The sequence below is a fragment of the Cellulosimicrobium composti genome (genome assembly GCF_010287905.1).
Lineage (GTDB): Bacteria > Actinomycetota > Actinomycetes > Actinomycetales > Cellulomonadaceae > Cellulosimicrobium > Cellulosimicrobium composti.
Window position 1 is genome coordinate 1 of record NZ_JAAFAN010000027.1, and the last position, 23,035, is coordinate 23,035.

General features: G+C 76.9%; 20 protein-coding genes. 9 read left to right on the forward strand and 11 right to left on the reverse strand.

Annotation, left to right across the window (positions count from 1 at the left end; all coding sequences use genetic code 11):
- Positions 1 to 834: 834 nt before the first annotated feature.
- The gene (locus GYH36_RS09595; protein ID WP_162289735.1) at positions 835 to 3,180 is read left to right on the forward strand and encodes a glycoside hydrolase family 65 protein; all 2,346 of its coding nucleotides are present in this window, start codon (positions 835 to 837) and stop codon (positions 3,178 to 3,180) included.
- A gap of 11 nt (positions 3,181 to 3,191) precedes the next feature.
- Here GYH36_RS09595 and GYH36_RS09600 read toward each other — a convergent pair whose 3' ends face one another.
- From GYH36_RS09600 to GYH36_RS09610, 3 genes are all read right to left on the reverse strand, one after another.
- The gene (locus GYH36_RS09600; protein ID WP_162289736.1) at positions 3,192 to 4,058 is read right to left on the reverse strand and encodes an alpha/beta fold hydrolase; all 867 of its coding nucleotides are present in this window, start codon (positions 4,056 to 4,058) and stop codon (positions 3,192 to 3,194) included.
- Positions 4,059 to 4,195: 137 nt separating this feature from the next.
- Positions 4,196 to 5,308, reverse strand: coding sequence for a hypothetical protein (locus GYH36_RS09605; RefSeq protein ID WP_162289737.1), 1,113 nt, complete (start codon positions 5,306 to 5,308; stop codon positions 4,196 to 4,198).
- Positions 5,305 to 5,901, reverse strand: a complete 597-nt coding sequence (locus tag GYH36_RS09610; protein ID WP_162289738.1) for an RNA polymerase sigma factor — start codon at positions 5,899 to 5,901, stop codon at positions 5,305 to 5,307. The genes GYH36_RS09605 and GYH36_RS09610 overlap by 4 nt, the downstream gene beginning before the upstream one ends.
- Before the next feature lie 134 nt (positions 5,902 to 6,035).
- Here GYH36_RS09610 and GYH36_RS09615 point away from each other — a divergent pair, with 134 nt between their 5' ends.
- From GYH36_RS09615 to GYH36_RS09625, 3 genes are all read left to right on the forward strand, one after another.
- The gene (locus GYH36_RS09615) at positions 6,036 to 7,247 is read left to right on the forward strand and encodes a serine/threonine-protein kinase (protein ID WP_162289739.1); all 1,212 of its coding nucleotides are present in this window, start codon (positions 6,036 to 6,038) and stop codon (positions 7,245 to 7,247) included.
- A 126-nt stretch (positions 7,248 to 7,373) separates the two neighbouring features.
- Positions 7,374 to 8,048, forward strand: a complete 675-nt coding sequence (locus GYH36_RS09620) for a histidine phosphatase family protein (RefSeq protein ID WP_162289740.1) — start codon at positions 7,374 to 7,376, stop codon at positions 8,046 to 8,048.
- Between the two features lie 46 nt (positions 8,049 to 8,094).
- Complete coding sequence (locus tag GYH36_RS09625; protein ID WP_162289741.1) at positions 8,095 to 8,625, forward strand: GNAT family N-acetyltransferase; 531 nt, start codon at positions 8,095 to 8,097, stop codon at positions 8,623 to 8,625.
- A gap of 28 nt (positions 8,626 to 8,653) precedes the next feature.
- Here the strand turns inward: GYH36_RS09625 and GYH36_RS09630 are convergent, their stop codons facing one another.
- Positions 8,654 to 9,115, reverse strand: coding sequence for a DUF6194 family protein (locus GYH36_RS09630; protein WP_034604843.1), 462 nt, complete (start codon positions 9,113 to 9,115; stop codon positions 8,654 to 8,656).
- A 41-nt stretch (positions 9,116 to 9,156) separates the two neighbouring features.
- On the opposite strand from GYH36_RS09630, the gene GYH36_RS09635 reads away from it, so the two are divergent.
- Together GYH36_RS09635 and GYH36_RS09640 are read left to right on the forward strand one after the other, a co-directional pair.
- Positions 9,157 to 9,945 carry a MerR family transcriptional regulator gene (locus tag GYH36_RS09635; RefSeq protein WP_312028581.1) on the forward strand — a complete coding sequence of 263 codons (789 nt, stop codon included), beginning with the start codon at positions 9,157 to 9,159 and terminating at the stop codon, positions 9,943 to 9,945.
- Between the two features lie 133 nt (positions 9,946 to 10,078).
- On the forward strand, positions 10,079 to 11,965 hold the full coding sequence (locus GYH36_RS09640; protein WP_162289742.1) for a glycerophosphodiester phosphodiesterase family protein: 1,887 nt from the start codon (positions 10,079 to 10,081) through the stop codon (positions 11,963 to 11,965).
- A gap of 236 nt (positions 11,966 to 12,201) precedes the next feature.
- Here the strand turns inward: GYH36_RS09640 and GYH36_RS09645 are convergent, their stop codons facing one another.
- The gene (locus tag GYH36_RS09645; RefSeq protein ID WP_162289743.1) at positions 12,202 to 13,035 is read right to left on the reverse strand and encodes a VOC family protein; all 834 of its coding nucleotides are present in this window, start codon (positions 13,033 to 13,035) and stop codon (positions 12,202 to 12,204) included.
- A 367-nt stretch (positions 13,036 to 13,402) separates the two neighbouring features.
- Between GYH36_RS09645 and GYH36_RS09650 the strand changes: the two genes are divergently transcribed.
- A complete protein-coding gene (locus GYH36_RS09650; protein ID WP_246209318.1) occupies positions 13,403 to 14,524 on the forward strand; it encodes an endonuclease/exonuclease/phosphatase family protein in 1,122 nt (373 codons plus the stop codon).
- Positions 14,525 to 14,751: 227 nt separating this feature from the next.
- Here the strand turns inward: GYH36_RS09650 and pstS are convergent, their stop codons facing one another.
- The 3 genes from pstS to GYH36_RS09665 all read right to left on the reverse strand — a co-directional run bounded on the left by pstS (position 14,752) and on the right by GYH36_RS09665 (position 18,044).
- Positions 14,752 to 15,891 carry a phosphate ABC transporter substrate-binding protein PstS gene (gene pstS, locus GYH36_RS09655; protein ID WP_024841923.1) on the reverse strand — a complete coding sequence of 380 codons (1,140 nt, stop codon included), beginning with the start codon at positions 15,889 to 15,891 and terminating at the stop codon, positions 14,752 to 14,754.
- 213 nt (positions 15,892 to 16,104) lie between these two features.
- On the reverse strand, positions 16,105 to 16,809 hold the full coding sequence (locus GYH36_RS09660; protein WP_115943189.1) for a response regulator transcription factor: 705 nt from the start codon (positions 16,807 to 16,809) through the stop codon (positions 16,105 to 16,107).
- Positions 16,806 to 18,044, reverse strand: a complete 1,239-nt coding sequence (locus GYH36_RS09665) for a sensor histidine kinase (protein WP_231492900.1) — start codon at positions 18,042 to 18,044, stop codon at positions 16,806 to 16,808. The genes GYH36_RS09660 and GYH36_RS09665 overlap by 4 nt, the downstream gene beginning before the upstream one ends.
- Before the next feature lie 220 nt (positions 18,045 to 18,264).
- Between GYH36_RS09665 and phoU the strand changes: the two genes are divergently transcribed.
- Positions 18,265 to 18,948, forward strand: coding sequence for a phosphate signaling complex protein PhoU (gene phoU / locus GYH36_RS09670; RefSeq protein WP_155097893.1), 684 nt, complete (start codon positions 18,265 to 18,267; stop codon positions 18,946 to 18,948).
- A 156-nt stretch (positions 18,949 to 19,104) separates the two neighbouring features.
- Here the strand turns inward: phoU and GYH36_RS09675 are convergent, their stop codons facing one another.
- The gene (locus GYH36_RS09675) at positions 19,105 to 19,842 is read right to left on the reverse strand and encodes a phosphoglyceromutase (RefSeq protein WP_115943191.1); all 738 of its coding nucleotides are present in this window, start codon (positions 19,840 to 19,842) and stop codon (positions 19,105 to 19,107) included.
- Positions 19,843 to 19,965: 123 nt separating this feature from the next.
- Here GYH36_RS09675 and GYH36_RS09680 point away from each other — a divergent pair, with 123 nt between their 5' ends.
- Positions 19,966 to 20,412, forward strand: a complete 447-nt coding sequence (locus GYH36_RS09680) for a nitroreductase family deazaflavin-dependent oxidoreductase (protein ID WP_115943192.1) — start codon at positions 19,966 to 19,968, stop codon at positions 20,410 to 20,412.
- 28 nt (positions 20,413 to 20,440) lie between these two features.
- Here GYH36_RS09680 and mshA read toward each other — a convergent pair whose 3' ends face one another.
- Both mshA and GYH36_RS09690 read right to left on the reverse strand, forming a co-directional pair.
- Entirely contained in the window at positions 20,441 to 21,697 is a 1,257-nt protein-coding gene (gene mshA / locus GYH36_RS09685; protein ID WP_034605322.1) for a D-inositol-3-phosphate glycosyltransferase, read from the reverse strand.
- A 68-nt stretch (positions 21,698 to 21,765) separates the two neighbouring features.
- A complete protein-coding gene (locus GYH36_RS09690; protein WP_162289744.1) occupies positions 21,766 to 22,947 on the reverse strand; it encodes a lactonase family protein in 1,182 nt (393 codons plus the stop codon).
- Between the last annotated feature and the right edge of the window lie 88 nt (positions 22,948 to 23,035).

Here is a 23,035-nt window from a genome sequence, read left to right on the forward strand (position 1 = left end):
GGGTCGGTCAGCCAGTCGAGCGCGAGCCACCGGATGCCGCCCCGGTCGGGCGCCGGGGGGGGGGGCCCCCCCCGGGGGGGGGGGCCCCGCGGCGGGGGGGGGGGCGGCCCCGGGGGGGGGGGGCCCCCCGACGCTCCCTCCGGCCCCGAGCAGCAGGGCGGCCGCGGGGCTCGCGGCGACGACGCCGGCCCCGGCGAGCAGGGCGCGTCTCGAGAGCGGCCTCGCGGGGGTCTCGGTCTCGGTCGTCGGGTCGGACATGTGGACTCCTTCTGGGCGTGCGGGGTCGCCCGGGCAGCCTCCGGGCGCGCCGGACCGGCGTGGCGGCGCGCGACGCCACGCCGGCCGGCGCCTCGAGGGCGCGCGGACGTCCCCCGGTGGTGCGGGGGGTCGTGCAGAGAGGTGCTGGGTCGGGCGGGAGGTCTCCCGCGTCGTCGCAGGGTCGAGACGGTGCTCGGTCGTGCGGGGCTCGTCCCGGTCCGGTGGGAGACCGGCCCGTGGCGAGGTCCGGGGCCGCCGTGGCCCCCGCCGGGGGCGCGCGTCGGTGCGCGCCGACCGGCTGTCGGCCCGGGCGCCGAGCTCCCCTGCGCCGGCGTCCGGTCCCCTGGTCGTTCCAGGGGCAACGAGGTTCATGACACCGCAGTCAGTCACCGATGTCAACAGGTATGCGAAAGTTGTGTCGACAACAAGCAAAAGTCGCGAAACGCGCGTCGGCTTTTACTCCTGCGGCGTCGCCGAGGAGCGTCGCGGCGGGTCCGGCCGCCGCCCGTCGGGTACCGCTCCCGGCACTCCGCCGCCGGACGGGCGAGCGACCCGCACCCGTGGTGGAGTGTCCGCGTGACAGCCCAGCCTGACGCGTGGACCCTGCGGGAGTCCACCCTCGACGTCGACGACCCGCGGGTCGTCGCGTCCCTCCTCGCCGTGGCCAACGGGTACGTCGGCGTGCGTGGCGTGCTCGACGAGACCGACCCGGACGACGACCCCGCCACGCTCGTCGCGAGCGTCTACGAGGAGTTCGACCAGACGTACGCCGAGCGCGCCTACGGCTACCCCGAGGTCGAGGAGCGCCTCGTCCCCGTCGTCGACGCGTGGCGGCTCGGGTGGTCCGTGGACGGCGAGCCGGTCGACGTGCGCGCCGCGGCCGAGGACGACGCCGTGCGCGTCGCGGGGACGGTCGAGGCGCACGAGCGGTCCCTCGACCTGCGCCACGGGGCCCTGCACCGGACCCTGCGCTGGGCGTCGCCGTCGGGCGGGCGCGTCACGCTGCGCGCCGAGCGGCTCGTGCCCCTCTCGCGGCGCGAGGTCGTCGCGACGCGCTGGCACGTCGAGGCGCACGACGACGTCACCGTGGCCGTGCGCCCCGTGACCGGCTGCACGCACGGCGAGGCGGAGCAGGGCCGCACCGCCCCCGGGCTCGTCACCGTCTCGTGCCGGCACGAGGCCGAGGGGTCGTCGGTGCGGCAGCGCACCGTGCGCTCCGAGCGAGGCGTCGCAGTCGAGACGGCGCACCGCGTCGAGGCGGCGGACGACGTCGCCGCCGCGTGGCACCGCCGCGGCGGCGGGGCGGTCCTCGTGGCCGAGCTGCGGGCCGGCCAGCGGCTCACGCTCGAGGTGCTCGCGGCCTACGCGGGCGGCCCGGACGCCGACGCGCTGCCCGCGCACGCGCGCGCCGTGCTCGCCGGCGCCGTGGACGCCGGGTGGGACGCGCTCGCGCGCGAGCAGACCGACGCGATGGAGCACGTGTGGGAGCGCGGCGACGTCGAGCTCGACGGCGACGACGAGATGCAGCTCGCGGTGCGCCACGCGCTGCTCGCGGTGGTGCAGGCGGCGGCACGCGTCGAGGGCGTCGGCGTGCGCGCCAAGGGCCTGACCGGCACCGGGTACGGCGGGCACGCGTTCTGGGACTCCGAGAGCTTCGTGCTCCCCGTGCTGGACCAGGTGCTCCCGGGCGCCGCGGCCGCGCACCTGCGCTGGCGGCACGCGACCCTGCCCCACGCACGCGAGCGCGCGGCGGAGCTCGGGCTCCCCGGCGCGGCGTTCCCGTGGCGCACGATCAGCGGGCGCGAGTCCTCGGGGTACTGGCCCGCGAGCACGGCCGCCGTGCACGTCGCGGCGGCGGTGGCGCTCGGCGCGGTCCGGCACGTGGCCGCCACGCACGACGACGACCTCGCGCGCGACGTCGCGGTCGACCTCGCGGTCGAGACCGCGCGCCTGTGGGCGGCGCGCGGCCACCACACGGCCGCGGGCTTCCGCATCGACGGCGTGACGGGCCCGGACGAGTACACGGCCGTCGTCGACAACAACACGTACACGAACCTCATGGCCCGCAAGAACCTGCGGGCCGCGGACGAGCTCTGCGCACGGTTCCCCGACGCGGCGGCCCGGCTGGGCGTCGACGAGGACGAGCGCGCGGGGTGGCTCCGCGCGGCCGACCGGATGGTCGTGCCGTACGACGCCGAGCTCGGCGTCACCGAGCAGTCGCAGGACTTCACGCGCCACGCCCACTGGGACTTCGCGCCGCGCGGGACGGCCCGCTTCCCGCTCGACGACCACGTGCACTACGTCGAGCTGTACCGCAGGCAGGTCGTCAAGCAGGCCGACCTCGTGCTCGCGCTGCACACCGCGCCCGAGGAGTTCACGCCCGAGCAGCGCCGCCGCGACTTCGACTACTACGAGCCGCTCACGGTCCGCGACTCGTCGCTGTCCGCGCCGGCGCAGGCCGTGGTCGCCGCGGAGATCGGCTACGTCGACCTCGCGTACGACTACGCGCGCGAGTGCGCGCTCCTCGACCTGCGCGACCTGCGCGGGTCCGCCGACGGCGGCCTGCACGTCGCGTCGCTCGCGGGGGCGTGGACCGCGCTCGTCACGGGCGTCGCGGGCCTGCGGCACGACGACGGCGCGCTCCGCCTCGCGCCCCGGCTCCCCGCCCGCCTGACGCGGCTCGCGTTCGCGGTCCACCACGGCGACGCGCGGGCCCGCGTCGAGGTCCGTCGCGACGGCGTGACGTACCGCCTCGAGTCGGGCGACGCGCTGCGCGTCGTCCACGGCGACGAGACCGTCGACCTCACGCCCGCGGACCCGGAGCAGGTGCGGCCCCTCCTGCGGGGTGTCGCGGGCCCGCCGCCCGCGCAGCCGCCCGGTCGCGCGCCGCTGTTCGAGGCGTCGCCCGGCGGCGGGTCCTGAGGACCCGGGCCCTACCCGGCGAGCACCTGCCGCAGCGTCTCCGCGAACGCGGCCGGGTCGTTGTGCGGCGACCACTCGCTCACCATGAAGCCCCCGTGGTCGCCGGGGAACGTCACCGGCTCGACGCCGAGGAGCGCGGCCACCGCGGCGCCTCCCCGCCACGCGAGCGTCCCCTCCCCCTGCGCGCTCACCGCGGGCACGACGCGCGTCCCCGAGGCGCGCAGCGCGTCCACGTCGGGCGACCACGACGGCATGGTCGCGAGGTTCCGGCCCAGCAGGAGGTCGTCGCGCGAGCCGTCGTCCTGCGTCGGGAAGCCGAACGTCGCCGGGTCGGGCGCCGGCCGGTCGAGGTAGTCGGCGGGAAGCAGGCCGACGTGGCTGACGAGCGCGACGAACTTCGCCATCGCCGGCCCGAAGCCCTCGCGGCGGTAGGTCTCGACGATGTCCGCCTGCACCGCCGTCGCGACCTCCGCGTCCTCGAGGACCGGCGTCACCGGCGGCTCGTGCGCGACGAGCGTCCGCACGTCGCCCGGGTGGCGCTCGACCCACGACAGCCCGGCCACCGCGCCCCCGCTCGACCCGAGCACGTCCACCGGCCCGAGGCCGAGCGCCGCGACGACCGCGTGCAGGTCGTCCGCGTGCCGCTCGACCGACACCTCGCCGTCCGCGTCGAGCGTGCTGCGCTCCGCGCCACGCGGGTCGTACGTCACCACGACCCGGTCGTCGATCAGCCCCGCGAGCTGCTCGAACCCCGACGCGGCCATCGGCGAGCCCACGACGACCAGGGGCGGCACGTCCGCCGCCGCGTCCGGCGTCCGGACGTCGTACGCGAGGACGGCTCCGGGCACGTCCAGGGTGTGGGTCTTGCGGTCGCTCATGGGCGTCCTCCGCTCGGTGCGCCGCGCCGGGTGGCCGCGGTCCTGGACGTTCCGACGCCGCGGGGCGCGTGAACTCATCGCACCCCGCGGCGTCGGTCGTCGCGGCCCGGCCGCCGAGCCGTCGGCCCGTCAGCTCGTCAGCTCGTCAGGCGCGTGTACTCGTCCTGCGACACCTCGCGCAGCCCGTCGGTCGACGGCTCGAGGAGGGCGAGCGACGCCTCGTCGCGCGGGTGCCACGTGTAGCGCGCCGTCGTGACCACGAGGCTCGGCTCCGAGGCGTCGTCGAGCACGTACCGCTCGCTGCGCTCGTCCGAGAGCGGCAGGTGCGTCTCGTCGTCGAAGCACGCCTCGCGCGTCCAGTCCACGGTCTCCGGCATCCCCGCCTCCGGGCCCCCTGCCGTCCCCGCGGAGCCCTCACCCGCGAGCTCGAAGCACGTCGCCGCGCGCCCCCCGACCGTCCGCGCCTCGGGCCCGCTCGTCACGACGTCCTCCCGGTCGGCGAGCCCCCGGACGGTCTCCATCTGGGCCGCGAGGTCCGCGATCCGCTCGGTGAGCTGCTGCCGGATGGTGCCCTCCTGGACGTCGTCCCAGTTCTCGGCCGGCACCGTGAACCGCGTGTAGACGCCGTCGCCCGGGCTCACCCACCAGTACGTCGTCTGCCCCTCGGGGCCGGCGGGGTCCGCGTGCTTGACCTCCTCGACGCCCGCCAGCCCGGCCCCCGCCGAGGACGCGGAGTCCTCCTCCTGGACCCACCGCGTCGCGCTGCCGTCACCGGCGGTGATGTCGCGCGTGACGGAGGTGTCGAGCGCGGCGTCGCCCGGGTGCTGGACGCCGAACGAGGACTCGACCTCGAGCACGAGGGTCGCCAGGTCGACCTCCTCGACGGCGGTGCGCGCCCGCTCGACGTACGCGACCGCCTGGACCGTCCCGAGCTCGTCCGGGTCCACGCCGACGACGCCGTCGCGCACCTCCACGCTCGGCGACGGCGCCGCGACGGGCCCGGTGCCGCCCCCGGGCGCGCCACCGCCACCGAGGCCGGGGAGCACGAGCGCGCCCGCGGCGAGGACGCCCACGCCGACGGCCCCCACGGCACCGACCCCCACGGCGCGGCGACGGCGCGAGACGTGCCCGGGCCGCTCCCCCGCGGTCCGGGCGTGGACCGCGGCGAGGACCGCGTCGGACGGGGCGCCGGCGTCGGGCCCGGCCTCGGAGCGCAGGCGGTGGATCGGGTCGGTGGTCGGGTCGGTCATGGCGTCGTCCTTCCGGGAGTGGCGGGGGTCGTGACGGCGGCGAGCGGCGCCGGTGCCGGCGCGGCCCGTCGCTCCGGCGGCGCTGCCGCCTGGTCCTGCTCGGCGTAGAGGCGCGCGAGGCGCTGCTTGGCCCGGCGCACCCGGGCCGACGCGGTGTTCGGCCGGCACCCGAGGGCCTCGGCGAGCTCGGGCACCGACAGGTCGTCGAGCACGAGGAGCCGCAGCACCTCCTGGTCCCGCGCGGGCAGGCGGGCCAGCAGGCGCTCCGCCGCGTCCCTGCCCACGACGTCCGGCGCGTGGTCGGGCACGCTCGGCGGGTGGACGCCCGTCACGCGGCGCACGAGCGCCGCGCGGCGCGAGCCCGCACGCAGGTGGTTCGCCATGACGTTGCGCGTGACCCGCAGGAGCCAGCCGAGCTCGTGCTCCGGGATCTCGGTGATGCGCCGCCACGCGACGACGAACACCTCGCACACCACGTCCTCGGCGTCCTGCGGCCGCAGCCGCGTCGCCGCGCACCGGTACACCGACCGCGCGTGGTCGCGGTACAGGCGGTCGAGGCGCTCGCGCGCCGCCGCCTCGTGGGGTGGGGACATCCGCTCTCCTGTCTCGTCCCTCGGCGCCGCCCCTCGCGGCGCTCGGTAAGGGGATGTCCGGCAGTGCCCCGGGGATGACAGCCCGCCCCGACCGGGCGGTGCGGGGCGCGACGTCGGGCCACTACCCTCGCAGGATGCCGTCATCGAGGACAGTCCCTTCCGTCGTCGTCGCCGGAGCGCTCACCGCGGTCCTGTGGGTGGTCACGGGCCGGGTCGGGGACTGGCTGTCCGGGGCGTCGGACGTCCTGCCGGGCGCCCTCGTGCGCGCCGTCCTCCCCCACCCGACCGGCGTCGCGGGCGGCGGGCCGGTCTCCGGGAGCACGCTGCTCGCGGCGGCGCTCGCGGGCGCGCTCGTCGCGGCCGGGACGCACCTCGCGCTGCGGCGCCTGCCCGCCGGAACGGGCCGGTGGGCGACGTTCCTCGCCGTCTGGTTCGCCGTCGTCGCCGCGTCCGCGCTCGCCGCGACCGCCTCGTGGTTCTCGGGCGTGACCCTGCCGTGGCGCGCGGACACCGTGACCGAGCTCGTCGCGACCGCGCTCGGCGGCTGGTGGGGGTTCGTCGAGGGACCGCTCGTCGCCCTCGCCGTCGCCGTGACGCGGGCCCTGACCGACCGCCGCGACGACCCCGCGGGCACCCGGCACACGCGCGCGCCCGCGACCGTGCGGGCCTGGCCCGCGGCGCTCGCAGCGGGCACGACGACAGGCGTGCTCTGGGCGGCCGCCGGCGTCGGGCGCACGCTGCTCCCGGGCGCGGCCGACGCGCAGTCGCCGTGGGGCGTCGCGCGCGACGTCGTGCTGCTGCCGTCGGCGCGGCTCGCCGTCGACGTCGACGCGCTCCTCGCGGACCCGGTGCACCTCGCGCTGCCGCTCGGCGTGGGGCTCGTCGTCGCGGTCCTCACGGCGCTCGCCGCGCGACGGCTCCCACCCGTCGAGGGCACGGGCGCGCTCGTGCTCGCCGTCTGGCTCGCGTGCTCGGCGGGGGCGGCGCTCGCCGCCGCGGTGCCCGTCGTCGTCTCGACCGTGCAGGCCGGGGGCGTCCTGCCCGACGCCGGGCGCGCCCTGCCCGTGCTGGAGGCGGGCCTCGCCTGGGGCCTGGTGTGCGGCGTCGTCGTGGCGCCGTTCGCGGCGCTCGTGCACCGCGCCGCGGGCACCCGCCCGGACGTGGCGCCGGAGCCCGCGGAGGACCCGTGGCCCGCGCCCGTGCGTCGGCCGGAGGGGCAGGACGCCCACGACACGGCGCCCGCGAGCGCCGACGCCCCTGAAACAGAGGCGGCCGCAGGCCCGGCCGAGCCCGACGCTGCGCCGCAGGACGTCCGGGCACGCGACGAGGTCGGTGCCTCGGCCTGACGCCGGCGCCGGACGTTCCCGGGACCGCCACGCGCACGCCACCCGCGCGTCGCCGTCGCGACACCCCGGAGCCGTAGCGTCGGCCCCGACCAGCGGACCGGGACGACCGGAGAGGGCACGACGGCGATGACCCTGACGATCACGCTCGTGCGGCACGGGCAGACGTACCTCAACGCGCGGCGGCACCTGCAGGGGTCGTGCGACTCGCCCCTCACGCGCACGGGGCGCGCGGGCGTGCGTGTCACGGCGCAGCATCTCGCGCGGTACGACCTCGACGCCGCCTACTGCTCGCCGCAGGGCCGGGCCGTCCTCACGGCGATGGAGATCCTGCGGCACCACCCCGACCTGCCGCTCACGGTCGACCCCGACCTGCGCGAGCTGTCGTTCGGGTCGTTCGAGCGTCGCCCGGAGGCGGTCCTCGACGCGGTCGAGCCATGGGCCGAGCTCGTGCCGCGCATGCTCGCCGGGACGCACCCCGGCGTCGGCGGCGGAGAGCGCGGCGCGGACTTCATGGCGCGCGTCCGCGCCGTGTCCGCACGGGTCGTCGCCGCGCACGACGACGCCTCGCGACCGGGCGCCGCGTGCGACCGCCACGTGCTCGTCGTCGGTCACGGGCTCACGCTCGGCGCGTGGCTCGCGACGATCGACCCGTCGGGGCTCGTCGCGCTCCCGAACGCGTCGGTGTCGACGATCGAGGTGACCGACGGCGTCGCGCGCGTCGTCACGGCCGGCGTCGACGTCGCGGGGCACGGCCACCGCGCCACGCGCCCCGCCCCGGCGGGCGCCGCCGTCCCGGCGTGACGACGCACCGGTGCGGCGACCGGCCGGCGTGCCGCACACTCGGGGCGTGACCGCAGCGACCCCGACACCCGACCACCCGTTCGTCGTCCGCGCGGGCGGCCCCGACGACGCGGACGCGCTCCTCGCGCTGTTCGACGAGCGCGTCGCGTGGCTCGCCGCGCGCGGCTGGACCGGGCAGTGGGGCGCCGAGCCGTTCTCGACGAGCGACCGGCGGGTCGAGCAGGTGCGGCGCCGGTGCGCCGAGAGCGAGGTCCGTGCGGCCGAGCGCGACGGCCGCGTGCAGGCGTTCGTCGTGCTGGGCGACCACCACGACTACGTGCCCGCGCCCGACGAGCCGGAGCTCTACGTCCAGGTGCTCGTCGCGGCGTCGGGGCCGGCGGCGCGCGGCGCGGGCGCCACGCTGCTCGACGACGCCGCGCGCCTCGCGGCCGGGCGCGGCCTGGCGCGGCTGCGCGTCGACCGCTACGCGGGGAACGACGGCCGGCTCGTCGCCTACTACCGCGCGCAGGGCTTCGAGCCGACGGAGCCCTTCACCGTGCGGGACTGGCCGGGCCAGCTGCTCGTGCGCCGGGTCTGACGACGCCCGGCGCGGCTGGTCACGCCCCTCAGCCGCCGGCGCGCCGCACGGTCCGCGCCCGCGCGTCGTCGTGCGCGGCGCGCAGCAGGTCGAGGACGACGCCGGTCGTGCGCTCACCCGGGTTCACGACCGCCACCCAGCCGAGCGCGCCGTAGACGGGGTGCGGCACGACGACGTCGGTCTCCGCGACCTCCGCCGCCTCGCCGTCGCGCGGGTAGGAGCCGACGAGCGCACGGAACCGCTCGCGCCCGACGTGCACGTTGACCCTCCAGCGGCCGTCCGGACCGCCGAGGTGCGACGCCTCGTCGTCGGGGTAGTCCTTCGTGACGACCGTCCCGTACGGCTGCCCGTGCGGGATCTCGCCGTCCGGCGCGTAGTAGAAGAAGTGGTCGCCCCATGCGACGTCGGGGAACGCGCTCCCGGGCCCGGGCGAGAGCACGAGGACGCCGTCGAACGACCGGACCGTGGCGAGGATCTGCTCCATACTCATGGTTCGAGTGTGTGCTTGAAGTGCCTGTGGAGGGTTCGGACGTGGGCGTGGGTCAGGAGCCGGTGACGGGAGCGGTGCACGGGTCGCTGCGGACGTCCGACGTCGCGCGCGCGTCCGGCTGGTCCGTCCAGCAGGTGCGCGACCTCGAGGCCCTCGGGGTCCTGCCGCCCGCGCACCGGTCCGCGAACGGCTACCGGGCCTTCGGCGACGAGCACGTGCTCGCGCTGCGCGCCTACCGGGGGCTCGCGGCCGCCGTCGGGCCGGTCGTCGCGCGCCGCGTCCTGCGCGACGCGCGCTCGCTGCCCCTCGACGAGGCGACCGCGCTCGTCTCCGCCCTCCACGTGACGCTCGCGCGCGAGCGCGACGAGGCGCTCGCGGCGCGGCGCGCGCTCCTCGCGATCCGCGCGGAGGGCGCGGCGACGGGCTCCGGCGACGCGACGCCGCGGTCGGTCCAGGACGACGGCGCGGTGCTGACGATCACGGAGCTCGCCGCGGCGCTCGGCGTGCGCGCGTCGACGCTGCGCTTCTGGGAGCGCGAGGGCCTCGTCGCGCCCGAGCGCGTGGCGACCCGGTCCGGCGCGGTGTCGGCGCGCCGGTACCCGCCCCCCGCCGTCCGCGAGGCCCGGGTCGTCGCCGCGCTGCGCAGCGCCGGGTACCGCGTCCCGGACGTGCGCCGCACGGTCGAGGCGCTGCGGCGGCTCGACGTCGCCGACCCGCTCGCCGCCCTCGACGCGCGCCTCGACGCGATCGCCGCACGCACCCTCGCGCTCCTGCGGGCGGGCGACGACGTCGCGCGCCTGCTGACGCGCGAGCCCGCGCCCCGCGGGTGACGCTCGGGAGGACGCCACAGGGGGCGGCGTCCCGTCACGTGTCCGTCGCTCCGGCGTCGCCCGGCGTCCATCGGAGCGCAACGCGGCGTTCCTAGGGTCGCCGGGGCAACCGACCCGACGTTCGGAGGACCCGATGACGACCACCCGACGCCGCGCCGCGCGCGGCACCGCCGCCGCGCTGGCGGGCACGCTGCTCGCGAGCACGCTCGTCGCCGCCGCGGCGACGACCGCGACCGTCCCCCTCGCCGCCCCGGCCGCCGCCGAGCCGGGCGACGTGCTGCTCGCCGAGACGTTCGACGGCGACACCCTTCCCGACGGCTGGACGCCGGTGCTCGGCGACTGGCAGGTGCGCGACGGCCGGCTCGTCGGCGACGCCCCGGACGGGTCGTCGCCCGCGCGCATCGTGTTCGGGCAGGCGGCGCGGAACTACCGCCTCGACGCGACGCTGCGCTTCGAGAGCGTCGACAACGCGACGCGCTGGGCCGGGGCGATCCTCGACGTCGCGCCCGACGGCGCCACCCCGTGGTGGCAGGCGGTGCTGCGCAGCACCACGACCGCGCACAACGGCGTGGAGATCGCGCAGCGCACCGCCGCGGACGCGTGGAACGTCCCGTACACCGGGTCGGCCGGGCGGGACGCGGCGACCGGTCGCGACGTGCACCTGTCCGTCGAGGTGCAGGGCGCGGCGGTCACGTACGCGCTCGACGGGACGACGGTCCTGGAGGGCCGCATCGACCGGTCGCGCGACGGCGCGCTGGGGTTCGTCACGGCCGGGGCGACGGTGAGCGTCGACGACGTGACCGTCACGGAGATCGAGCCCGCGTCCTACGTCGGCGACGAGGGCGAGCTCCCGGTCACGGTCGCGCACCGCGGCTACTCGTCCGTCGCGCCCGAGAACACGCTCGCGGCCGTCGCGTCGGGCATGCGCACGGGCGCCGAGTACGTCGAGATCGACGTGCACACCACGGCGGACGGCGTCCCCGTGGTCCTCCACGACCAGACCGTGGACCGCACGACCGACGGCACGGGCGACGTCGCCGTGCTGCCGGGCGCCGACGTGACCGCGCTCGACGCGGGCGCGTGGTTCTCGCCCGCGTTCGCGGGGCAGCGCCTGCCCACGTTCGCGCAGGTGCTCGACCTGCTGGAGACCGGCTCGTCGACCCTGCTCCTGGAGATCAAGGGCCCCGAGACGTCCGCCGAGGTCGAGCGCGTCGTCGACATGGTGGTCGAGGCCGGGCTCGAGGACCGCGTGGTCCTCCAGTCGTTCGACGTCGACGCCCTGCGCGCGGCCCGCGAGCACGCCCCGCAGATCCCGCGCGGTCTCCTGCGCGGCGCGCTCGACGCCGACCCGGTCGCCGTCGCCCGGGACCTCGGGGCGGTCATGTACAACCCGTCGGCGAGCGCGCTGCTCGAGCGGCCGGACGTCGTGGCCGAGCTCAACGCTGCCGGGATCGCCGTCATGCCGTACACCGTGAACTCGGCGGCCGACTGGGCGCGGCTCACGGAGATCGGGGTCGACGGCGTCATCACCGACCGCGCCGGGGCGTTCATCGGCTGGAAGGAGGGGCGCGCCCAGGAGGCGCCGGCCCCCGAGCCCACCGTCACGGTGGTGAGCCCCGCCGAGGGCGCCGAGGTCGAGCGCGGCGGCACGCTCGTCGTCGCCGCCAGCACCACCGACGCGGACGAGGTGGCCCTGACGCTCGACGGCGAGCCCGTCGAGAACGGGGCTACCGTCCCGGCGGCGGGCCTCGCGCTCGGCGAGCACACGGTGACCGCGACCGCGCGGGGCGCCGGCGGCGAGGCGACGGCGGAGCGCACCGTCGTCGTGACGGTCACCCCGGAGGGTCTGCGCGCGCGCCTCGCGCAGCACGACCTGCCGCCCGGCCAGCTCGGCTCCGCACTCACCGCGGTCGACGCGGGCCGCTGGGCGACGGTGCGGCGGGTCGTCGAGCGGTTCGTCGACGACACCGCGGCGCGCGAGCGCCTGCTCGAGGAGATCGACCACCTCGACGGCCGCTGACCACACCTGCCGCCGGAGGGCGGCGCGCGAGGCCCGCTCCCGGCTGCTGCAGCGGTCGGGGGCGGGCCCGTTCACGCGTCGGCGAGGAACCGCCTCCGCGCCGCGAGCGCGAGGTGCGCGGCGCGGACACGATCGAGGACCTGGTCGTGCGGGGCGCGCGTGACGACGTTCACGGGCGTCATGATGCCCGACCGCCGCCCGCCGCACGCACGCGCCCATCAGGCGGATGCGAGCGCTCAGAAGCCCTCCGGCGGCGTGAACTGCGACAGCGTGAACGTCGCGCCCTGGGGGTCGCGGACCTCGGCGTCGTGCGTCCACTCCGTGACGGCCGTGGAGAGGACGACGCCGCCCGCCCGCTCGGCCGCCGCGGCGGAGGCGTCGCGGTCCGCGACGGCGAACGTCACGGTGTGGCGCGCCGGGCCGGGCTCCTCCAGCACGCCCGCGACGACGTCCCGGAACCCCGGCGGGGCCCCGGCCTGGAGCGTGTCGATCTCCGGGTTGACCGTGCGGGCGAGGTGGTCGCCGTACCCCTCGACGCGCGCCATCCCCGCGCCGAGGTCGGGGTCCACCTCCCACCCGAGCAGCGGGCCGTAGAAGTGCAGCGCCCGCGCGAGGTCGGGCGTGTGCAGCACGCTGAAGTTCCAGGTGTCCGGGTCGTTGGCGCGCTGCGCGCCGAGGCGCGTGCCGGGCTGCCACAGCCGGAACGTCGCCCCCTGCGGGTCGCACACCACCGCCATGCGCCCCGGCGGCCCGATCGTCGTCGGCTCGACGAGGACCTCGCCCCCGAGGTCCGGGACGCCGCGGGACGAGGCGTCCACGTCGTCGACCGCGACGTACGTGATCCACTCCGGCGCACCCTGGCCCGACGCGACGGCCGCGACGTCCTGCCCCTCCAGGGACGCGACGACGTACCGCTCCCCCGCGCCGGGCGGCAGCTTCTCCTCGAAGTCCCACCCGAAGAGGGCGCCGTAGAACGCGAGGGCGGCGTCGACGTCGGGCTGCTCGGTGTCCACCCAGCAGGGGACGCCGTGCGGGTAGGTGCGGACGGGTCGGGACGGCGTGGTGTCCATACCTCAGGCTCCCACCGGCCGCCCACGTCGGCAGGCCCGGTGGGCGTCCCGGGGACCTTCCGTGCGCGGACGCACGTGCGTACGGTGGCCGGGAACCTCTCGACGCCCACCCGTCACCGACGACGAGGAGCCACCCGTGTCCACGAGACCTGCACCCCACTCCCTCCCCCGCAGCGCGCGGACCGTCCTGGTCCCCGTCCTGGCCGCGGCCCTCGCGCTGGGCACCGGCGCCGCCGCGGCGGGCCCCGCCCTCGCGCACGGCGACGGTCCCGGCCACAGCCACGGGCCCGGTCACGGCCACGCCCACGGGCCCGGTCACGGTCACGGTCACGGTCACGGTCACGGTCACGGTCACGGTCACGGCACGCTGCGCGTCGCCACGTACAACGCGAGCCTCAACCGCGCTGCCGCGGGCGAGCTCGAGGCGGACCTGTCCACCCCCGACGACCCGCAGGCCGCGACGATCGCCGAGGTGCTCCAGCGCACGCGGCCCGACGTCGTGCTCCTCAACGAGTTCGACCACGTCCCCGACCACCGCGCCGTCGACCTGTTCCGCGACCACTACCTCGAGGTGCCCCAGGGCGGCGCGCAGCCGATCGACTACCCGTACGCCTACGTGGCGCCGTCGAACACGGGCGTCCCCAGCGGGTTCGACCTCGACGACGACGGCACGGTCGGCGGGGGCGACGACGCGTTCGGGTTCGGCGACTTCGAGGGCCAGTACGGCATGGTCGTGCTCTCGCGGTACCCGATCGACACGCGCGGCGTCCGCACGTTCCAGCACTTCCTGTGGAAGGACATGCCCGGCGCGCTCCTCCCCGACGACCCGGCGACGCCCGAGCCCGCCGACTGGTTCACGCCCGAGGAGCTCGAGGTCGTGCGGCTGTCGAGCAAGTCGCACTGGGACGTGCCGGTCCGGGTGGGCCGCCAGACCGTGCACGTGCTCGCGTCGCACCCGACGCCGCCCACGTTCGACGGCCCCGAGGACCGCAACGGTCGGCGCAACCACGACGAGATCCGGTTCTGGGCGGACTACGTCACCCCGGGCAAGGCGTCGCGCTACGTGTACGACGACGCGGGCCGCCGCGGCGGGCTGCACCCGGGCGAGAGCTTCGTGGTCCTCGGCGACCAGAACGCCGACCCGCTCGACGGCGACTCCGTGGAGGCCGCGATCGACCAGCTCCTCGACCACCCGCGCGTCCAGGACCCGGCGCCCCGCTCGGCGGGCGCCGTCGAGGCCGCGGCGCTCCAGGGCGGCGCGAACGCGACCCACCGGGGCGACCCGGCGCTCGACACCGCCGACTTCGCGGACACCGCGCCGGGCAACCTGCGCGCCGACTACGTGCTGCCGTCGCGCGACCTGCGCGTGCGCGACGCCGGGGTGTTCTGGCCCGTCCAGGCGGACCCGCTGTCGCGACTGACCGGCGTCTTCCCGTTCCCGAGCAGCGACCACCGGCTCGTCTGGGTCGACCTCGCCGTGCGCGGCTGAGCCCCGCCGGGGGCCCCCCCCCCCCCGGGGGGGGGGGGGCCCCCCCCCCCCCGCGGGGGGGGGGGGGCCCCCCCCCCCCCACGGGGACCCCCCCCCCCCCGCCGGCGGGCCGGGCGCCCCGCCGCGCCCGCCGGGCGGGGGGGGGGGGGGCGGGGGCCCGCGGGCGGGCCGGGGGGGGGGGGGGGGGGGGGCCCGCCGCCCCCCCCGCCCCTGGCGTCCGCGGGTCGTCAGCCGACGGTGCCGACGGTGATGGCCTCGATCGCGGCGTGGACGTCGGTGCGCAGGTCCTCCGAGATCGGCGCGCTGCCCGCGGCCGACGCGGAGGCCGCCTGGCCCTCCTCGCTCGAGAGGTAGGTGAGGAACGCCTTGACGAGGTCGCCCGTCGCCTCGTCCTCGTAGCTCGTGCACGCGATCGCGTACGAGACGAGCACGAGCGGGTAGGCGCCGGCCTCCGTCGTGGTGCGGTCCAGCTCGACCGCGATGTCGTGCTCGGCGCGGCCCTCGACGCGCGGCGACGCGTCGACGACCTTCGCGGCGGCCTCGGGCGAGTACGCGACCCACTCCTCGCCGACCTTGATCTTCGCGGTGCCGAGGTCGCCGGCCTTCGAGGCGTCGGCGTAGCCGATGGTGCCCTCGCCGCCCTGGACGGTCTGCACGACGCCCGACGTGCCCTGCGCGGACTCGCCGCCCTGCGTCGGCCAGTCGCCGCTCGGCTCGTGGCCCCAGGCGTCGCCCGCCGTCGCGGCGAGGTACTCGGTGAAGTTCTCGGTCGTGCCCGACTCGTCCGAGCGGTGGACCGGCGTGATCGCGAGGTCGGGGAGCGTCGTGCCCGGGTTGTCGGCCGCGATCTCCGGGGCGTCCCACCGCGTGATGGTGCCGTTGAAGATCCCCGCGATGGTGGCCGGCGCGAGGTTGAGCTCCGCGACCTCCGGCAGGTTGTAGATGATCGCGATCGGGCTGACGTAGACCGGCAGGTCGATCGCGCCGTCGGGGCCGCACACGGCCTGCGACTGCGTGATCTCCTCGTCCTTGAGCACCGCGTCCGAGCCGGCGAACGCGACCCCGCCCTCGAGGAACTGGGTGCGGCCGCCGCCGGAGCCGACGGGGTCGTAGTTCACCGTGACGTCGGGGTTCGCGCTCTGGAACCCGGCGCGCCACGCCTCCATCGCGGACTCCTGCGAGCTCGCCCCGGCGCCGTTGAGCTCGCCGCTGAGGTCGCTCGCGGTCTCGGACGAGCCGTCGGCCGGGCCGGTGGCGTCGCCGCCGGCGCCGCCGACGGGGTCGTCCGACCCGCACGCGGCGAGGGTCAGCGCGAGCGCGCCGATCGCGACGGCGGATCCAGCACGGGAGATTCGGCTGAGCTTCACGTGTCGTTCCATCCTGTTCAAGCGTCTCGTGCACCAGCGAGCGCCGGTGACGAGCCCGACGCTAGGAGCGCCGGGTGACGCGCCGCCCGAGAGCGGGTGAACGACGGATGAACAGTGCACAGACCTTCCGTGCCGCCCGACGACGACGGCCCCGGCCGTCCTCGCAGGACGTGCCGGGGCCGTGCGCGCGCCGCGCGGGCCGGTCGGGCGGCGTCAGGCCTGGCCCACCCCGTCCGCGATCTTGTACCCCAGGCCGCGCACCGTGAGCAGGTAGCGCGGGCTCGCGGGCTCGGGCTCGATCTTCGACCGGATGCGCTTGACGTGGACGTCGAGCGTCTTGGTGTCGCCCACGTAGTCCGTGCCCCACACGCGGTCGATGAGCTGCCCGCGCGTGAGCACGCGCCCGGCGTTGCGCAGGAGCAGCTCGAGGAGCTCGAACTCCTTGAGCGGGAACGGCACGACCTGCCCGTCGACGCTCACCGTGTGGCGCTCGACGTCCATGCGCACCGGACCGACCTCGAGCGCGCCGTCCCCGGCGGGCTCGCCCCCGTTCTCCCCGCCCTTGCGGCGCAGCACGGCGCGCACGCGCGCGAGCAGCTCGCGGAACGAGTACGGCTTGGTCACGTAGTCGTCGGCGCCCAGCTCCAGGCCCACGACCTTGTCGATCTCCGAGTCCTTCGCGGTGAGCATGATGACGGGGACGTCCCCGCGCTGCCGCAGCTCGCGGCACACCTCGGTGCCGCTCAGGCCGGGGAGCATGAGGTCGAGGAGCACGAGGTCGGCCCCGTCCGCGTCGTACCGCTCGAGCGCCTCGGTGCCCGTCGCGGCCTCCACCACGTCGAAGCCCTCGCGCCGCAGCTGGTACGTCAACGGGTCGCGGTACGACTCCTCGTCCTCCACCACCAGGATGCGCGTCACGCGTCTACCTCCTCGTCCTGTCCGTCGTCGGGTGCGGCGGCCTCCACGGGCTGCCGCTCGTCGTCCTGCCCCCGCTGGTCCGCCTCGGCCGGCGCGGTCTCCCCCGCGGCCGGGATGCGCAGCGTGAAGGTCGAGCCGCGCCCCGGCTCGGACCACATCGTGACCTCGCCGCCGTGGTCGGCCGCGACGTGCTTGACGATGCTCAGCCCCAGGCCCGTGCCCCCGGTGTCGCGCGAGCGCGCCGGGTCCACGCGGTAGAACCGCTCGAAGACGCGCGCCTGCTCGTCCGCCGCGATGCCGATCCCCTGGTCCACGACGGCGATCTCGACGAGGTCGCCCGAGCGCGTCACGCCCACCCCGACGCGCGTGTTCTCGCCCGAGTAGGCGACCGCGTTGTCGAGCAGGTTGCGGACGGCGGTCACGAGCAGGTTGTGGTCGCCGTAGACGGCGGCGTCGAGCTCGCCGCCCGTCGTGAGCGTGATGCCCTTGCCCTGCGCGGTCGTGCGCGCGCGGTCGACGGCCTCCTCGACCACCCCGCGCACGGGCACGACCGTGACCTCCTGGAGCGCGCCGGCGACCTGGAGGCGCGAGAGCTCGATGATCTCCTGCACGAGCGCGGACAACCGTGTCGCCTCCGACTGCATGCGCGCGGCGAAGCGCCGGACGGCGACGGGGTCGTCCGCGGCGTCCTGCACCGTCTCGGCGAGCAGCGCGAGCGCGCCCACGGGCGTCTTCAGCTCGTGCGACACGTTGACGACGAAGTCGCGGCGGATCGCCTCGACGCGCCGTGCCTCGGTCCGGTCCTCGGCGAGCACGAGCACGTTGCGCGGCCCCACCTGGGCGACGCGGACCTGGAGCATCACCGTGCCGCGGCCGACCGGGCCGCGCGGGAGCTCGAGCTCCTCGTCGCGGATGACGCCGTCCTTGCGGACGTCGTCGATCATGTCGCGGATCGCGGCGTGCGCGATCACGTCGCCGCGCACCACGCCGAGCGCGTACGCGGGCGGGCTGGCCCGCACGACCTCGCCCTCGTCGTCGAGCACGACGGCCGCCGAGCGCAGCACCGCGAGCACGCGCACGAGACCCTCGTCGAGCTCGGGCGCCGGCTCCGGCCGGGCCGCGCGCTGCTGGCGCTCGCTCACGCGGAACGCGATCGCGGCGATGACGCCCACCACCACGCCCACGACGCCCGCGAGCAGCACGGTCGCGCCCTCGATCAGACTCTCGGCTTCCACGCGTCCAGCGTACGGTCGCGCACGCGTCGTCCCGGCCGCGAGAGGGCCGTGCGGGGCCCGTGCCGCCAAGAGTTCACCTGGCCGCGTCCTGCCGTTCACCGCGCGGTCGACCGGGCCTGCGAGCGTGACCGGAGCCTACGGCGTGCCCGGGCGCCGTGCGGCGTGCCGGCGCGCACGCCGTCACCGGACCGGACGGGCCGGTCACGACGAGAGGGAAGCGATGCGGGAGATCTTCGAGGCCGAGCTGAAGCAGGTCGGCGACGACCTGGCCGAGATGAGCCGGCTGGTCGAGTCGGCCGTGAACCGCGCCGGGCAGGCGCTCCTCACGGCGGACCTCCAGCTCGCGCAGTCGGTCATCGGCGACGACCGGACGATCGACGCGCTCGAGCGCGAGCTCGACGAGCGCTGCGTCCTGCTCCTCGCGCAGCAGCAGCCCGTGGCGACCGACCTGCGGGTCGTCGTCAGCGCGCTGCGGATGAGCGCGACGCTCGAGCGGATGGGCGACCTGGCGCGCCACATCGCGCAGGTCGCGCGCGGACGGTACCCGGCGCACGCCGTCGTGCCGACGCTGCACCGGACGTTCGAGCAGATGCACGACGCCGCGGTGCGGGTCGCGCGGCGCACGACGACGCTCCTCACGACGCGCGACCTCACCGTCGCGGCGAACGTGCAGCGCGACGACGACCTGCTCGACTCGCTGCACCAGGACACGTTCACGGCGCTGCTCGACGGCACGTGGACGGGCACGCCGCAGGAGACGGTCGACGTGACGCTCGTGGGCCGCTACTACGAGCGGTTCGGCGACCACGGCGTGTCGATCGCCAAGCGCGTGACCTACCTCGTCACGGGCGACTTCGCCGACGACCGCGGCGCGCCCGCGGGCCCCGCCCGCGCCACCGCCTGACGACGGGGCCACGGCCCGCCCGCGAGGGAGAGCCTCCGGTCTCGAGCGAGAACGAACCCGCGGGCCCCCACCTCGGTGCACGCGGCTCCACCTCGCGACGACGGCCCGCCCCGGAGCTCCCGGGGCGGGCCGTCGTCGTGCGTGCGGGTCGCGCGGTCAGCGGCCCTGGTTAGCGACCGCGGCGGCGGCCTCCGCGGCGGCCTCCGGGTCGAGGTAGCGCCCGCCCTTGGTGACCGGGACGAGGTTCTCGTCGAGCTCGTAGAGCAGCGGGATGCCCGTCGGGATGTTGAGCCCGGCGATGTCCTCGTCGGAGATGCCGTCGAGGTGCTTGACGAGCGCGCGCAGCGAGTTGCCGTGCGCGGCGACGAGCACGGTCTTGCCGGCCTTGAGGTCCGGGACGACCTCGCTCTCCCAGTACGGCAGGGCGCGCTCGAGCACGTCCTTGAGGCACTCGGTGCGCACCACGGGGGCGTCGGCGTAGCGCGGGTCCGCGTCCTGCGAGAACTCCGAGCCGAGCTCGATCTCCGGCGGCGGGACGTCGTACGAGCGGCGCCAGAGCATGAACTGCTCCTCGCCGAACTCCTCGAGCGTCTGCTTCTTGTTCTTGCCCTGGAGCGCGCCGTAGTGACGCTCGTTGAGGCGCCACGACCGCTTCACGGGGATCCAGTGGCGGTCCGCCGCGTCGAGCGCGAGGTTCGCCGTCGTGATGGCGCGGCGCAGGAGCGAGGTGTGCACGACGTCGGGCGAGACGCCGGCCTCGGTGAGGAGCTGACCGCCGCGCTTCGCCTCCTCGGTCCCCTTCTCCGACAGGGCGACGTCCACCCAGCCGGTGAACAGGTTCTTGGCGTTCCATTCGCTCTCGCCGTGGCGGAGCAGCACGAGGGTGTAGGTCATGGCTCCATCCTGCCGCACCGTCCGGCGCGCGGGCACGGGCGTCCCACGTGGTGGTGACCGACGCCGCCGGCCGTGGGACGAAGGTCCGGGAATCGGCGGCGCGGCCCGCGCGTTGCCGCTCACATGCCGATCGACGGAGAGTACGCACCCAGCCCGAGCACCTGGTCACGCCAGCAGGCCGAGGCCTACGAGTCGTCCGGCGGGACGCGCAGCACGACCCTGAACGGGATGCCGGTCGTCGTCCTCACGACCGTCGGGCGCCGCACGGGCAAGGTCCGCAAGACGCCGCTCATGCGCGTCGAGCACGACGGCACGTACGCGGTCGTCGCGTCGCTCGGGGGCGCGCCGAAGCACCCCGTCTGGTACCACAACGTGCTCGCGCACCCGCGCGTCGAGCTGCAGGACGGGCCGGAGCGCCACGACTACGTCGCGCGCGAGGTGCACGGCGAGGAGAAGGCGCTGTGGTGGGAGCGCGCCGTCGCGGCGTACCCGCCGTACGCCGACTACCAGGAGCGCACGACGCGCGAGATCCCTGTCCTCGTCCTGGAGCGCGCCGAGCCGGGCGCCTGACGCACGACCGATCGGCCCGGGCGCGGGCTCAGCGCGCGGCGCGGACCTTGCGGGCCTGCGCGTAGACGTCGAGCATGCGCAGCGCGGCGGCGTCCCAGCCGAAGCGCTCGCCCGCGCGCCGGGCGCCGTCGCCGAACCGGGCGAGGCGCGCGTCGTCGGCGAGCAGGTCCGCGAGCACGCGCGCCCACGTCTGCGGGTCGTGACCCGGGACGAGCACGCCCGACACCTGGTCCTCGACGACGGTGCGCAGGCCGCCGACCGCCGCCGCGACGACGGGCGTCCCGCTCGCCTCGGCCTCGGCGGCGACGAGGCCGAACGTCTCGTTGTGCGACGGCACGGCGACGACGTCGGCCGCGCGGTACCAGCGCACGAGCTCGTCCCGCCGCACGGGCGGGCGCACCACGAGCCGGTCGCTGACCCCCACCTGGTAGGCGAGCGCCTCGAGCTCGCGCACGGCCGTCGGGCGGCCGCTCGGCCCGCCGAGGACGACGAGCGTCGGCACGGGCTCACCCCGCTCGGCGAGCACGCCGAGCGCCCGGACGAGGACGTCGGGCCCCTTGAGCGGCTGCACGCGGCCCGCGAAGAGCACGAGCCCGCCGTCGACGGGCAGCCCCAGGTCCGCGCGCAGCCCGCGACGGTGCGCGCGGCGCGCCGTCGCGTCACCCGTCGTCGCACCGGGGGACGGGGAGAACAGGTCGAGGTCGACTCCGGGTGGGACGACGTGCACGCGCGCCGGGTCGGCGGCGTAGTCGCGCACGAGGTCCTCGGCCTCGGCGTCGGTGCTCGCGACGAGCGCGTCCGCCTCGGCGACGACCTGCTCCTCGCCGATGATGCGGCCCAGCGGCTCGGGCGCGTCGCCCGGCGCGAGCGCCGCGTTCTTCACGCGCGCGAGCGTGTGCATCGTGTGCACGAGCGGGACGTCCCAGCGGTCGGCCGCGAGCCAGCCCACCTGGCCCGAGAGCCAGTAGTGGGTGTGCACGACGTCGTACCAGCCCTCGCGGTGCCGGGCCTCCGCGCGCAGCACGCCCGCGGTGAACGCGCAGAGCTGTCCGGGCAGGTCGTGCTTGTCGAGCCCCTCGAACGGGCCCGCGACGACGTGGCGCACCGTCACGCCGTCGGACACCTCCACGGCGGGAGGCTGGCTCGACGCGGTCGCGCGCGTGAAGATCTCCACCTGCGTGCCGCGGCGCGCGAGCGCGTGCGCGAGCTCGGTGACGTACACGTTCATGCCGCCCGCGTCGCCGGTGCCCGGCTGGTCGAGCGGCGACGTGTGCACCGAGAGCATCGCGACGCGCAGAGGGGTCGCCGGGTCCGGGGAGACGCCCCCCGGCAGCTCGAGCGCGGTCACCGCGGTCAGGCTTCCACGACGCACGCCGGCGACGGGAGCGCGAGCACGTCGAGCACGTGCGCCGCGCCGTCCGAGCGGCGCACGCGCAGCAGCGCGAGGTTCGACGTCGGCTGCTCCGGGCCGGCCGCGACGGCCCGCTCGATCAGGGGGTCGTCGTTCTGGTTCGCGACGACGACGAGGTCGTGCAGCACCTCACCCCCCTCCCCCGCGTCGCCGGAGAGGACCGCGAAGTGGCGCGGCCACGCGCCGCCCACGGGCGAGTCGGCGAGGTGGCGCAGGGCGGGCACGCCGCCCTCGGCGCCGGGCTCCACCGCGTGCACGGCGAGCACGTCGGCACCGCGCACCGCGACGAGGACGCGCGTGCCGTCCGCCGTGACCGCGACGTGCGAGGGGTAGTTCCCGCCGTCGGCGGGAGCCGGAGCGTGCGTGGCGTCGTGGCGCGCGACGACGTCGTAGGTGCGCGCGCCGTCGGGGCCGTCGACGGGCGCGAGGACGAACACGGCGGGGTCGAACTCGCCCACGACCACGAGGTGGCCCGACGGGAGCGCCGCGAGGTGCCGCGGGCCCGTGCCCGGGGGGAAGGTCGCGACGACGCGCGGCGCGGTGCCGTCGGGCGCGCCGGGGTCGTGCCGGCGCAGCTCGTCGGTGCCCAGGTCGACGACGAGCACGTCACCGCTGCCGTCGTCGGCGGCGCCGAGGTGGGCGAGCGGCGCGACGAAGTGGGCGTGCGGACCCTCCTGGCGGTCGGCGACCGGGCCGGTCCCCGCGTGCCGCTGCCGGCGCGGGCCGCCGTCGGACGCCCCCTCGAACGCGCCGTCGTCCGCCGTCGGCACGACCGTGAGGACGCCGTCCCCGTAGTTCGCGACGAGCACGTCACCGCTCACGGTGACGTGGCACGGGAAGGAGCCGCCCGTCGCGACGGGCTCGCCGCGACGCTCGAGGCCGCCGTCGGGCCCGACGGCGAACGCCGACACCGAGCCCGACTCGGTCTCCCCGACGGCGTACAGCGTGGCCCCGTCGAGCGCGAGGAACGACGCCGAGGGCGACGGGGCGGCCGGCGCGCCGCCCACGAACGACCCCGTCCCCGCCACGACGTCCGCGTCGAGCTCGACGCGCCACACCCCCTCCGGACCTCCCGTGGGGTGCGGGTAGGTGCCGATCCAGAGGGCGCGGGTCGCGGAGGTCATGCCCCGAGCCTAGTTCGCCGGGCCGCCGCCCCGGGCACCGGGCGGGGCGACGGAGCGGGCGCGGCGGGAGACGCGAAAGGGCGCCCGG

Excerpts from the sequence above, each read along its gene's own strand:
- GYH36_RS09600 (WP_162289736.1), bottom strand. The coding sequence starts at position 4,058 with ATGAGCGACCGCAAGACCCACACCCTGGACGTGCCCGGAGCCGTCCTC.
- GYH36_RS09605 (WP_162289737.1), bottom strand. The coding sequence starts at position 5,308 with ATGACCGACCCGACCACCGACCCGATCCACCGCCTGCGCTCCGAGGCC.
- GYH36_RS09610 (WP_162289738.1), bottom strand. The coding sequence starts at position 5,901 with ATGTCCCCACCCCACGAGGCGGCGGCGCGCGAGCGCCTCGACCGCCTG.
- GYH36_RS09615 (WP_162289739.1), top strand. The coding sequence starts at position 6,036 with ATGCCGTCATCGAGGACAGTCCCTTCCGTCGTCGTCGCCGGAGCGCTC.
- GYH36_RS09620 (WP_162289740.1), top strand. The coding sequence starts at position 7,374 with ATGACCCTGACGATCACGCTCGTGCGGCACGGGCAGACGTACCTCAAC.
- GYH36_RS09630 (WP_034604843.1), bottom strand. The coding sequence starts at position 9,115 with ATGAGTATGGAGCAGATCCTCGCCACGGTCCGGTCGTTCGACGGCGTC.
- GYH36_RS09640 (WP_162289742.1), top strand. The coding sequence starts at position 10,079 with ATGACGACCACCCGACGCCGCGCCGCGCGCGGCACCGCCGCCGCGCTG.
- GYH36_RS09645 (WP_162289743.1), bottom strand. The coding sequence starts at position 13,035 with ATGGACACCACGCCGTCCCGACCCGTCCGCACCTACCCGCACGGCGTC.
- phoU (WP_155097893.1), top strand. The coding sequence starts at position 18,265 with ATGCGGGAGATCTTCGAGGCCGAGCTGAAGCAGGTCGGCGACGACCTG.
- GYH36_RS09675 (WP_115943191.1), bottom strand. The coding sequence starts at position 19,842 with ATGACCTACACCCTCGTGCTGCTCCGCCACGGCGAGAGCGAATGGAAC.
- GYH36_RS09680 (WP_115943192.1), top strand. The coding sequence starts at position 19,966 with ATGCCGATCGACGGAGAGTACGCACCCAGCCCGAGCACCTGGTCACGC.
- mshA (WP_034605322.1), bottom strand. The coding sequence starts at position 21,697 with ATGCTCTCGGTGCACACGTCGCCGCTCGACCAGCCGGGCACCGGCGAC.
- GYH36_RS09690 (WP_162289744.1), bottom strand. The coding sequence starts at position 22,947 with ATGACCTCCGCGACCCGCGCCCTCTGGATCGGCACCTACCCGCACCCC.